8 protein-coding genes and 1 riboswitch are annotated in these 11,669 nt (G+C 43.4%); of the genes, 7 read left to right on the forward strand and 1 reads right to left on the reverse strand.

Annotated elements, in window-relative coordinates:
- The first annotated feature begins 128 nt into the window (after nucleotides 1–128).
- The 6 genes from B2248_RS00405 to B2248_RS00430 all read left to right on the forward strand — a co-directional run bounded on the left by B2248_RS00405 (nucleotide 129) and on the right by B2248_RS00430 (nucleotide 8,258).
- Nucleotides 129–2,279, forward strand: a complete 2,151-nt coding sequence (locus tag B2248_RS00405; protein ID WP_273181770.1) for an HAD-IIB family hydrolase — start codon at nucleotides 129–131, stop codon at nucleotides 2,277–2,279.
- A complete protein-coding gene (locus B2248_RS00410; RefSeq protein ID WP_273181768.1) occupies nucleotides 2,276–3,136 on the forward strand; it encodes an HAD-IIB family hydrolase in 861 nt (286 codons plus the stop codon). The genes B2248_RS00405 and B2248_RS00410 overlap by 4 nt, the downstream gene beginning before the upstream one ends.
- On the forward strand, nucleotides 3,133–3,996 hold the full coding sequence (locus tag B2248_RS00415) for a carbohydrate kinase family protein (protein ID WP_273181765.1): 864 nt from the start codon (nucleotides 3,133–3,135) through the stop codon (nucleotides 3,994–3,996). Before B2248_RS00410 ends, B2248_RS00415 begins: the two co-directional genes overlap by 4 nt.
- Nucleotides 3,997–4,029: 33 nt before the next feature.
- Entirely contained in the window at nucleotides 4,030–5,985 is a 1,956-nt protein-coding gene (locus B2248_RS00420) for an alpha-amylase family glycosyl hydrolase (RefSeq protein ID WP_273181763.1), read from the forward strand.
- 92 nt (nucleotides 5,986–6,077) lie between these two features.
- Complete coding sequence (locus B2248_RS00425; protein ID WP_273181761.1) at nucleotides 6,078–7,403, forward strand: DASH family cryptochrome; 1,326 nt, start codon at nucleotides 6,078–6,080, stop codon at nucleotides 7,401–7,403.
- A gap of 90 nt (nucleotides 7,404–7,493) precedes the next feature.
- Nucleotides 7,494–8,258, forward strand: coding sequence for a TIGR01458 family HAD-type hydrolase (locus B2248_RS00430; RefSeq protein ID WP_273181759.1), 765 nt, complete (start codon nucleotides 7,494–7,496; stop codon nucleotides 8,256–8,258).
- On the opposite strand, the gene rimO is transcribed toward B2248_RS00430, so the two are convergent.
- Nucleotides 8,255–9,565 (reverse strand): 30S ribosomal protein S12 methylthiotransferase RimO, encoded by a 1,311-nt coding sequence (gene rimO, locus B2248_RS00435; RefSeq protein ID WP_273181758.1) that lies wholly within the window; start codon nucleotides 9,563–9,565, stop codon nucleotides 8,255–8,257. The two genes, B2248_RS00430 and rimO, sit on opposite strands and share 4 nt — an antisense overlap.
- A 217-nt stretch (nucleotides 9,566–9,782) precedes the next feature.
- On the opposite strand from rimO, the gene B2248_RS00440 reads away from it, so the two are divergent.
- A complete protein-coding gene (locus tag B2248_RS00440; protein ID WP_273181756.1) occupies nucleotides 9,783–11,366 on the forward strand; it encodes a methyl-accepting chemotaxis protein in 1,584 nt (527 codons plus the stop codon).
- A 208-nt stretch (nucleotides 11,367–11,574) separates the two neighbouring features.
- A riboswitch (guanidine-I (ykkC/yxkD leader) is annotated at nucleotides 11,575–11,669 on the forward strand.

Here is an 11,669-nt window from a genome sequence, read left to right on the forward strand (position 1 = left end):
TTATATATACATACACACCGGAAAAATTAACCTAAGCTAATCTTTATCAAGATAGTGTGATGCTATAGTATCAGGGAGTAGGACGATATCTGAATGCATACACGTAATTAAAGGGAGAAGCTGGTTTTATGGGGGACACGGTTGAGCAGATGTATATCGCACTGATCAGTGTGCATGGGCTCATACGAGCTGATAATCTGGAACTCGGCAGAGATGCTGATACTGGAGGACAAACCCTCTATGTGCTGGAACTGGCTCAGGCTCTCTCTGAATTACCCAATGTCTCTCAGGTAGATCTTGTTACCCGCCGCATAATCGATAGTCATGTTGATGCCGATTATGCTGACCCCATTGAAGTTGTGAATGATAAGTTCAGGATTGTCCGGATTGATGCTGGTCCTGAAGAATACATTTATAAGGAACAGCTTTGGGAACATCTGGATGGCTTTGCTGATAATCTTGCTGACTTTTTTAGAAAACAAGATCGTGTTCCCGATTTAATACATAGCCATTATGCCGATGCCGGTCTTGTCGGTTCTCATGTTGCCAATCTTTTAGGCATCCCACTGGTGCATACCGGTCATTCACTTGGCCGTGTGAAGCGTAGACGGTTACTGGCGAGTGGTCTCTCCACAGAACAAATCGAATCACTTTATAATATGACACGTCGTATTGAGGCGGAAGAAATTACCTTAGCTACCGCTGAGCGAGTCATTACCAGTACCCATCAGGAAATTGAAGAGCAATACGAAATTTATGATCATTATCAGCCTGATCAGATGCGGGTTATCCCACCTGGCACCAATATCAAACAATTTAAACCGCCACAAGGTAATGAGTTAGAAACTGACTTATTTCGTAAGTTAACGCATCAACTTGTTGATCCCAATAAACCAGTTATTCTGGCCTTATCCAGACCAGATAAACGCAAAAATATTACTGTGCTTATTGAAGCTTATGGTGAGTCGGAAAGGTTGCAACAACTGGCTAATCTGGTAATTATTGCGGGTAACCGTGATGATATTGATGACTTGGAAGCCGGTGCTCAGGAAGTCTTCCATGAGCTTCTTGTGGCGATTGATCGTTACGATCTGTATGGCAAAGTGGCTATGCCTAAGCATCACAAGCGTGAACAAGTCCCTTTGATGTATCGCATTGCTGCGGCATCAGGTGGTGTGTTTGTGAACCCGGCATTGACAGAACCTTTTGGTTTAACCTTGATTGAAGCCGCCGCTTCTGGTGTGCCCATTATTGCAACAGAAGATGGGGGACCACGAGATATCATTGGTAACTGTCATAATGGTATTTTGATTGATCCACTAGAGTCGTCGACTATTACAGACGCATTACTAAAGCTGCTCACTGATAATAAGTTATGGGATGACTATTCCAGTAGAGGGTTGGAGGGCGTGGCCAAATGTTATTCATGGCAAGCTCACGCCAAGCGTTATATTGAGTTGGTTACACCACTGGCTCAACGCGCTGAATTATTACAACGTCAACCGCTTGAAAGAACCAGCCATGTTTATGCAGAACAAGCCATTTTCACCGATCTCGATTTGAACCTTATTGGTGATGATGTGTCGTTACATAAACTCATTAATCTAATTCGTGAGAATCGTAAAACCACGAAATTTGCTATTGCTACAGGTCGAAGATTGGATGTGGCATTAAGAATGATGAAAAAACATCAGATTCCGGAGCCTGATATTCTGATTACCAGTTCGGGGACTGAAATTTATTACGCGCCGAAGTTAACGCCAGATACCTCGTGGGCCCAACATATCGATTATCACTGGACACCCCATAAGGTTCGTCAATTACTTGATGATTATCCTGGTCTGGAGAAACAGCCAAAAGCAGAACAGAGTCGATTTAAATTAAGTTATTACATTGATCCTGAGCAAGCGGATATAGAAGAGATAAAACGGCTGTTACATCAGGAAGAACAATCCGTACATGTACAGTTAGCATTCGGACAATATTTAGACATTTTACCTATTAGAGCATCAAAGGGGATGGCTCTACGCTATGTTGCCGATCATTGGCAAATACCACTTGAGCATATTTTTGTGGCGGGCGGTTCTGGTGCTGATGAAGATATGATGCGAGGCAATACGCTCGCCGCTGTAGTGGCTAACAGACATAATGAGGAGTTATCACAATTGATTGATACAGACCGGATTTATTTTGCTGATAAACCATTTGCCGCCGGCATTTTGGAATCGCTTGAACATTACCAGTTCTTTCATCAGGCAAAAACAAAGAAAACATCATGATGACACCCGCTAAAGTTTTACTGTGTACGGATATGGATAGAACCATTATTCCTAATGGTTTTCAGCCGGAACCTGCCGATGCCCGTAAATCTTTTTCAAGCTTTTGTGAGCGTGAGGATGTGAAATTAGCCTATGTGACGGGACGCCATGTGTCTTTAGTCAAACGTGCTATTAAAAACTACGCCTTACCGATCCCGGATTTTGCAATTACCGATGTCGGCACCAAGATTTATCAGATTGGAAAGGGTAGCTGGCAACAGATGGCTGATTGGGAAGCCGAAATAGATAAAGACTGGAACGGTAAAACGCATGCACAACTAAAACAGATTTTACGCCCCATCAAAGAGCTACGCTTACAGGAAAGCACCAAACAAAACACACATAAGTTAAGTTATTACTTGCCGCTGTATATGGACAAAGACACGATCATTGCCCGAATAGAAGCGTTTCTGAAAGATGCTAATGTGGCGGCCAGTATTCTCTGGAGTGTCGACGAACCCAAAAATATCGGCTTATTAGACGTGTTACCGGAACATGCAACCAAACTGCACGCCATTGAATTTTTACAACAAAAACTGGGCTACAAACTGGACGAAGTTATTTTTGCCGGCGATAGTGGCAATGACTTGCCTGTGCTGACTAGCCGTATACCATCAGTTTTGGTCGATAATGCCAGTGCAGAAATTAAACAAGCTGCGGTGGAGTTATCAAACCATAATGGCAATGCTGAGGCTTTGTTTCTGGCAAGCAGTAGCCACAGTGATAACAATGGTAATTATTCGGCAGGTGTGTTGCAGGGAGTGGCACATTTTGCACCGCATTTTTTTACGCCAACCAATAAAGAAACATCATCATGAAATCATCAAGCAAGCTAACTATTTTTGGTGAAGCCTTATTTGATTGTTTCCCGACGGGGGAAAATGTATTAGGGGGCGCGCCGTTTAATGTCGCCTGGCACCTTCAGGCATTAGGCGATTCCCCCCTGTTTATCAGTCGGGTCGGCAAGGATGAGTTAGGTGACATCATTTTGTCAGAAATGACCAGTTGGGGAATGACGACCAAAGCGATCCAGCAGGATAGTGAACATCAGACGGGGCGAGTGGATATTCGTATTGAGAATGATGAACCGATTTATACCTTTGCTGAAGATAATGCCTGGGATTTTATTGACTTATCCGAAATCCCTGCACAGGACATATCCGGTTTCTTCTATCATGGTACTTTGGTTGCTCGCCGTGATATTGCCAATAAAACACTGGAAAAACTGACAGAAAATCCTTCACTGGATATTTTTGTTGATGTGAATTTACGTTCACCCTGGTGGCAAAAAGAAACGGTATATCACTGGCTCGAACAAGCAAGGTGGGTAAAACTGAATGAAAGCGAGCTATACGAACTCGGATTTCACTCTGCTGATTTGCATCAGGATATGACCCGAATGCATACGCATTTTCATCTTGACCAGTTGATCGTGACCAGAGGTGAAAAAGGCGCGATAGTTCGCGACACTGACGGTGTTTTTCATCAAGTTGCACCTTCATATCATGAACAAGTGGTGGATACCGTGGGTGCTGGCGATGCTTTTACTGCGATGTATATTCATGGTTTACTGGCTGGTTGGGATATTGAAGAAACATTGGAAAAAGCCCAAGCTTTTGCATGTCGTGTCGTCACACAGCGTGGTGCCATCAGTAAAGATCCTGATTTCTATAAATAACGCTTATTCAGAATAATTCAAACAAGGTTAAGCATGTACGAGCAGCAAGCCCACACATTGTTGAACGATATCCTCAATGAAATTGAGGCCGGTATTTCAAAGCAGGATTTACGCTATTTCTATACGCGTTTGGGGGCGAATTTTTACGCCATACATTCGTTATTTGAGCGTTTGTATGGGCATCGTGATGACTTCAAAGCCCAGTCGCAGAAATTAGTTGAAGCCATGGCATGGCAGTATATTCGCCGTCCGGAAGATTTACGTCAGAAAGATATTGAGCGTGAAGCCGACCATAACTGGTTTCTGAGTCAAAAATGGGTGGGCATGGCTTTGTACAGTCATGGCTTTGCCGGTAATTTGCAGGGCATGAAAACTCATCTGAATTATTTCCAGGAGCTGGGCGTTAACCTGGTGCATATCATGCCCATTATGCAATGTCCGAAAGGCAGCAGTGACGGTGGTTATGCGGTGAGCGATTTCCGCAAGATCGATGAGCGTGCCGGCAGTCTTAAAGACTTAAACGAACTCGCACGCAGCATGCATGAACGCGATATCTTACTGACGATGGATGTGGTACTGAATCACACCTCCGATGAACATGAGTGGGCGCAAAAAGCACGACAAGGTGAAACCAAGTATCAGGATTATTACTACACGTTCGAAAACCGCAATGTGCCTGATATGTTTGAGCAAAGCATGCCTGAAGTGTTTCCAGAAACATCACCGGGTAATTTTACCTGGGATGAGGAAATGCAACGTTGGGTGATGACGGTGTTTAATAGCTATCAATGGGATCTGAATTATTCCAATCCCGCTGTGTTTATTGAAATGCTCGACGTCATTTTGTTCTGGGCCAATCAAGGTGCTGATATTCTGCGTTTAGATGCGGTTGCCTTTCTTTGGAAAAAAATTGGTAGTACCTGCCAGAATGAACGTGAAGCTCACTTGATTTTGCAACTGCTCAAAGACTGTTGCCAGGTGGTTGCTCCCGGTGTTTTATATATTGCTGAAGCCATTGTGGCACCGGTTGAAGTCACCAAATATTTTGGTGAAGATGCGGTGATTGCTAAAGAGTGTGAGATTGCCTACAACGCGACCTATATGGCGTTAATGTGGGATGCCGTCGCCACAAAAAATACTAAATTACTTAATCAGGGCATTAAAAGCTTGCCAGTGAAACTGGAAAGAGCAACGTGGCTGAATTATATCCGTTGCCACGATGATATCGGTTTAGGTTTTGATGATCGTGATATTGAACTGGTTGGTTACCAACCGGCACAACATCGTAAGTTTTTGATTGATTATTACATGGGCCGTTTTGACCATTCACATGCCAGAGGCTTACCGTTTGGTGAAAATGAGAAAACCGGGGATGCACGTATTTCAGGTTCATTAGCCTCACTGGTTGGACTGGAATATGCCTTGGAGCAGGGTGATCCACAAGCCATTGAAGACTCGATCAATATTATCTTGTTATTACATAGTTTGATTATGTCTTTTGGTGGCATACCACTTCTATATTACGGGGACGAAGTCGGTACGACCAATGATATTTCCTACCTTGATGATCCCTACAAGAAAGGCGACTCACGTTGGGTGCATCGTCCTGTTATTAATTGGGATAAAGCCGATCTTCGAAATCAGCCCGGTCACCCACAATATGAAATATTTACCGCCTTAAAGCGCATGATTGCTGTTCGTAAAGAAATTGATGTGTTTGCTGATTTTAATAATCGGGAATTGATTGATGTAGGTAATGAGCATCTTTTTGTCTTCGAACGCTATTGCATTCAACAACAGCATCAACGGGTTCTGGTAGTGGCGAATTTCAATGGTAAACCCCAACATCTGAATTTAGATGAACTAGGTAGCTGGGGCAATCCTCAAAATGGGCAGCTTTATGATTTGTTTAGTGGCCAGCGCCCGGATTTGTTTAAAAATGCACTAGTCATACCCGCCTTTAGTTTTTATTGGCTGCAAGAGAGTTAGGTTTATACATTCATTCATTTTGCTAGCTTCACAAAATATCGACAATAAACAGTCTAGTTTCAGAGCTAGGGTATTGTTGCTTAGGAACAGAAATGTATAAAACCGGGTTGTACTGGCTTCAACATGATCTCCGTATTCATGATAATGCAGCGCTTCTTGAAGCAAGTTTAAATTGTGAACAGCTGATTTGTTTGTATTGTTTTGATCCTGCCTGGTTCAGACAAAGTCGTTTGAATGCAAGATCCATGGGCGTTGTGCGTCGTCAATTTCTCAATAAAACCCTGCATGATTTAGGCAAAGAATTAAAGAGTCGCGGGCAACGATTGATTGTAATGACAGCGGATCCAGTCTCGGCGATTTCTGTTCTGATAAAAAATCATGATATTGATGCAGTTTACCGCAGTCATCATGTAGGGGTTTTTGAAACCCGGCAGTGGCATCACCTTAAAGTCGATTTTCCCCGTACGCTATTTCATTCTGTTTGGACACATACTTTATTTCGTCCCGAACAATTACCCTTTTCGATAAATGATTTACCAGCGACATTTACGGATTTTAAAGAGTGCTGCGAAGCTATCGCGATTGATAAACCCTTAGCTATGCCACAATGGTTAGCTCCTCCTGTAAAAGCGTTGACTGGCTTATCGCATCAAACTGAAACAGATTATGGCGAGTTAATAAAGGGCTTTGGTGGTGAAAAAACGGCACTCGATCATCTTGAGCAATACTTTTCATCTGATTTACCAGCAAATTATAAAACGGTAAGAAATGAACTGGATGGCTGGGAAAACTCAACAAAAATGTCGGCATGGTTAGCCTGTGGTGCATTATCGCCACGTAAGCTGGTAGCGCGATTGAAACGCTATGAGACTGAGAAAACGGCGAATGAATCCACGTATTGGATTTATTATGAGTTGCTGTGGCGTGAATATTTTCAGTGGTATGCCCAGCGTTATCAACATAAGTTATTCAAAGCAGAAGGGATAAACAAACAAAAAATATCTTGTTGTTTTTATCCTGAGCGTTATCAGAAATGGTGCAATGGCAATACGCCATACCCAATCGTGAATGCCTGTATGAAACAACTTAATCAAACGGGCTATATGTCTAATCGTGGTCGTCAGATTGTCGCCAGCTGTTTTGTCAATGAACTGCAATTAGACTGGCGCTTTGGTGCTGCCTACTTCGAACAGCAACTAATTGATTACGATGTCGCCTCTAACTGGGGCAACTGGCAGTATATTGCTGGAGTAGGGGCTGACCCCCGTGGTGGCCGTCATTTCAATCTGGACAAGCAAACAGCTACTTATGATGCAGAAGGTCACTTTATTCGACAATGGAAAGGCGAAGCGAATCCATACCCGCTTGATTCAGTTGATGCGGCGGACTGGCCGATCATGCCAAACAAGGATGAATAAATAACCGTATTCAGTCTGACTGCGTATTGAGTTCATTTAAGAAGCATTGCATACTCAAATCACTGCTCGCATACAGTGGAGGCCATTGTGATGACTAAAGCAATTTTGTTTGATATCAGTGGTGTTTTGTATATTGATGGTCAGCCTATACCGGGGGCGGTGGAACTGATTATGATGCTGAGGCAGCACTCGGTCCCGATGCGCTTTGTAACCAATACTTCACGTTCAACCTGCCAGTCTGTATTTGATGAACTTATTCGGATGGGTTTTGATATAAAGCCAGAGGAAGTATTCACGGCTCCGGTGGCTATGAAAAGCCTGTGCCAGGCGAAGGGGTATCGCCCGTTTTGTCTTATCCATCCTGATTTAATGCCCGAGTTTAGTGACTTAGATCAAAGCCGACCGAATGCCGTGATTGTCACCGATGCCGCTGATTTATTTAATTATGAACAATTAAATCATGCTTTCTCATTATTGATGGATGGCGCTGTGCTTCTTGGGATTGGACGTAACCGATATTTTAAAAGTGCTGGTCGTTTACAGCTGGATGCAGGGCCGTTTATTCAGGCACTGGAATATGCGGCAGATGTGAAAGCTCAGATCATTGGCAAACCCGATACCCGTTTTTTCCATGAGGCGGTGTCATCGCTTAACGTCAGACCTGATGAAGTTTTAATGATTGGCGACGATGTGGCGTCAGATGTTGTCGGGGCTATTGATGCCGGATTGCAAGCCTGTTTAGTCAGAACGGGCAAGTTTTTACCTCAGGATGAAACCGTGGCAAAAGCGGCGAATGCCACGATTGCCGACTCAGTAGTTGAGGCGGTCAATCAGGCATTTGATTTAGATTTTTAGACGAGTTTTGCCCAGAGATCGTATTCATCAGCTTCTTCGAATTCGACATCAACGATATCACCGACTTTTAAGTGGGTGGCACCATCGATAAATACTTGGCCATCAATTTCTGGTGCATCTGCTTCACTGCGTCCGACAGCACCTTCTTCTACCACTTCATCAATGATAACCCGGCCTCTACGTCCCACTTTTAACTGTAGTCTTGCGGCACTGATTTCAGCCTGATGTGCCATAAAGCGGTCAAGACGTTCCTGTTTTACTTCTTCAGGAATTTGATCCGGTAACTCGTTTGCTGTGGCACCATCAACGGGCGAGTAAGCAAAAGCACCCACACGATCAAGCTGTGCTTCAGTTAGAAAGTCGAGTAATTCCTGGAATTCTTCTTCTGTCTCACCTGGGAAACCGACGATAAAAGTACTTCGCAAGGTGATATCAGGACAAATCGCACGCCAGGCACGAATACGTTCCAGGTTATTTTGTGAGGAAGCAGGTCGTTTCATCAATTTCAGTATACGTGGGCTGGCATGCTGAAAAGGAATGTCCAGATAAGGCAGGATTTTCCCTTCAGCCATTAATGGCACCACATCATCAACATGAGGGTAGGGATATACGTAATGCATTCTTACCCAAACTCCCAGTTCCCCCAGGGCTTCGGCAAGGTCATAAAAACGCGTTGCACGCTCACGACCATTCCACTCATGAGTCTCATATTTCACATCTACACCATAGGCACTGGTGTCTTGAGAGATCACTAAAAGCTCTTTGACGCCAGCGTCAGCAAGGCGTTTTGCCTCAATCATGACATGATGAATCGGGCGGCTGACCAGATCGCCACGCATAGAAGGGATAATGCAGAAAGTACAGCGATGATTACAACCTTCAGAAATTTTCAGGTAAGCGTAGTGACGCGGAGTTAACTTGATTCCTTCAGGTGGAACCAGACTGACGAAAGGATCATGTTGGGGAGGCAAGTGTTTATGAACTGCGCTGACGACTTCTTCTAAGGCATGGGCGCCGGTAATTTCTAAAACCTGAGGATGTTTTTCGCGAATGGTGTTGTCACGGCTGCCAAGGCAACCTGTTACAATGACTTTGCCATTTTTAGCGATGGCTTCACCAATACTACCCAGAGATTCTTCAACAGCAGAATCAATAAAGCCACAGGTATTCACGACAACTAAGTCAGCATCATCATATGTTGGCGTAATGCTATACCCCTCTGAACGGAGCTTAGTGATGATTCGTTCGCTATCAACTAGGGCTTTTGGACATCCGAGGCTAACGAATCCAACTTGAGGTGCTTTCATGTGAGTTACCAATTATCAGAAAGAGGGTATTTTAAATAAACTTTATTGATATAGCTTGTATCACTTCAACTAATTTTAAAGAATAAAAATAAAAATACTTAATAACTCAGAATGTTACGCATTAAATTATTGTGAACATTTAAGTTACTTTGATGAGCTGCCGATATAGGTATACGCAATATGTATTTACCACTCATTTTTATCAGGGTGAAGCACAATGAAAAAAAATCTGCCAGTCACAGATAAAGAAATTACCTTCGATAATCCGCTGATTTCGACAACTGACCTCAAAGGCATCATAACGAGCTTTAACAGAGAGTTTGAGTACGTTAGTGGTTTTTCTGCTGATGAATTGATGAACGTGAATCACAATGTCATTCGTCATCCAGATATGCCACCGGCCGCGTTTGCTGATCTTTGGTCTACCGTAAAATCGGGTAAACACTGGATGGGGATGGTCAAAAATCGAACAAAGACTGGCGATTTTTACTGGGTAGATGCGTATGTCACGCCAATTTTTGATGGCGATAAAGTAATTGGCTATGAGTCTGTTCGTAGTAAACCCAAAAAACAAGAGATTAAGCGTGCACAACAGCTTTATAAACAAATTAACGAGGGTAAGAAGCCTAAACTCGGTAACGTCTTCACACGACTGTCTCTAAAAAATAAAACCACATTATCAGTGGTGCTCAGTAGTATTGTGGCCAGCGTTGTAAATCAAATCAGTACCATTCAACAATTGCCCTTTTATCTGCCAGTGGTTATTGCGGTATTAGGTGGCCTGGCATCGTTTCTGTTACTCAAAAATTGGGTCTTTGCATCACTGGATAGAGCCATAAAAGAAGCTAATGATGAGGTCAATAATCCCCTGATGGGTATGGTGTATACCGGTGCTGATGATGAAGTTGCTCAACTGGTATTAGTGAATAAACTGCTGCAGGCCAGACTGAATACTATTTTGGTGAGAATGAAAGATTCTGCTGGCAGCATTGATAAGTCGGCCGGCGATACCTATCAGTCTCAACAATCCATTATGGAATCAATTAATTCTCAGGCATCACAAACTGAGCAAGTGGCGACAGCCATGACGGAAATGTCTTCCACAATTCAGGAGCTGGCACGTAACGCCAGTCTGGCCTCTCAGTCAGCGAATCAGGTTGATGACTTAACCCAACAAAGCATGACTAAATCTGAAACCGCCGTGAAAGGCTTAACCAGCTTAGATAGGGCTTTTGATACTATCAGTGATTATATTAAAACGCTGGAATCGGACTCCAGTGCGATTAATCCTATCGTAGATGTGATTAGTAACATTGCAGAGCAAACCAATCTACTAGCGTTAAATGCGGCGATTGAGGCTGCAAGAGCAGGTGACCATGGTAGGGGATTTGCTGTTGTCGCTGATGAGGTGCGTTCATTGGCGACACGAACCCAGGAATCAACCCAAGAAATTTCAAACCTTATTTCAAAACTGGATAGCTCTGTCGTCAAAGTGGTGAAAGGTATGGAAACGACAAAAGATACTGCCTCCTCAAGCCGTCAGGATATTCAAGGGTCTATTGACTCTGTGAGCTCTATTAAAGAGAGTGTGGAGAAACTGAATGAGCTTAACACCTTGATTGCGACTGCCGTTGAAGAGCAGAGTGCAGTGAGTGAAGACATTAATAAGAATGTAGTCAGAATTAGCTCTGATGCCGAAATGGTGGTGAGCAATGCTAATAAGGTAAATGTACACGCTGAAAATCTGGCGCAGGAATCACAAAATCTACTGAATATGATTACCCGTTTTTCATCTCGCTAATAGGTCAGGTGAGTCTGTTATGCACCATTACGGTGAGCCTGAGAATAGGGTTGTGCCATTATGGTGCGGCTTGTTAGGTAGATATAAACTTAGCTTGAACTGCTAAGTTTATGATCAAACATTAATTATTCTGATTGTAGTTAAACTGGCACGGTATCTGCGTTACAAGTTCTAAGTGCTGAGGTGGTTTACCAACTACTGTCGACTAAAATAAGGTTTCTAGGGTTCCGATCAACGATGATGTCTGGACCGAGAGTAACCGACCTTCACAGTGAAGGTTACACGGAGGGATAAAAGCCCGGG

It is taken from the genome of Methylophaga sp. UBA2012, from assembly GCF_002335235.1.
Lineage (GTDB): Bacteria > Pseudomonadota > Gammaproteobacteria > Nitrosococcales > Methylophagaceae > Methylophaga > Methylophaga thalassica.

Coding starts and splice junctions, on each gene's coding strand:
- B2248_RS00405 (WP_273181770.1), top strand. CDS start 129: ATGGGGGACACGGTTGAGCAGATGTATATCGCACTGATCAGTGTGCAT.
- B2248_RS00410 (WP_273181768.1), top strand. CDS start 2,276: ATGATGACACCCGCTAAAGTTTTACTGTGTACGGATATGGATAGAACC.
- B2248_RS00415 (WP_273181765.1), top strand. CDS start 3,133: ATGAAATCATCAAGCAAGCTAACTATTTTTGGTGAAGCCTTATTTGAT.
- B2248_RS00420 (WP_273181763.1), top strand. CDS start 4,030: ATGTACGAGCAGCAAGCCCACACATTGTTGAACGATATCCTCAATGAA.
- B2248_RS00425 (WP_273181761.1), top strand. CDS start 6,078: ATGTATAAAACCGGGTTGTACTGGCTTCAACATGATCTCCGTATTCAT.
- B2248_RS00430 (WP_273181759.1), top strand. CDS start 7,494: ATGACTAAAGCAATTTTGTTTGATATCAGTGGTGTTTTGTATATTGAT.
- rimO (WP_273181758.1), bottom strand. CDS start 9,565: ATGAAAGCACCTCAAGTTGGATTCGTTAGCCTCGGATGTCCAAAAGCC.
- B2248_RS00440 (WP_273181756.1), top strand. CDS start 9,783: ATGAAAAAAAATCTGCCAGTCACAGATAAAGAAATTACCTTCGATAAT.